Here is a 356-nt window from a genome sequence, read left to right as displayed (position 1 = left end):
GCAAACACTGCGTCTTCTATCACCGCTACCACATCGTCTGGTCGACCAAATACCGTTACAAGGTGCTGACCGGGGCATTGCGACTGCGGGTGCGCGACATCTGCCGGCAGGTGTGCCGCGAGAACGAGGTCGACATCTTGCGCGGGGTGCTGTCGAGCGATCACGTCCACATGTTCGTCTCGGTGCCGCCGAAGCTCGCGATCTCGGATCTGGTGCGCAAGATGAAGGGCCGTTCGTCCCACAAGGTGCAACGGGAGTTTCCAGCCATCCGAAAGCGCTACTGGGGCTGCCGGTTTTGGGGGCGAGGGTACTTTTCAACCACTAACGGTGCCATCACCGAAGACATCGTACTTCAG

1 protein-coding gene is annotated in these 356 nt (G+C 59.8%); it reads left to right on the top strand.

Annotation, left to right across the window (positions count from 1 at the left end):
* On the top strand, window positions 1–356 hold a 356-nt coding region (gene tnpA / locus C6W92_RS17515), incomplete at both ends, for an IS200/IS605 family transposase (protein WP_129435409.1).

The sequence above is a fragment of the Roseovarius sp. A46 genome, from assembly GCF_004126395.1.
Lineage (GTDB): Bacteria > Pseudomonadota > Alphaproteobacteria > Rhodobacterales > Rhodobacteraceae > Roseovarius > Roseovarius nitratireducens.
This window is presented reverse-complemented; position numbering and strand designations above follow the sequence as displayed.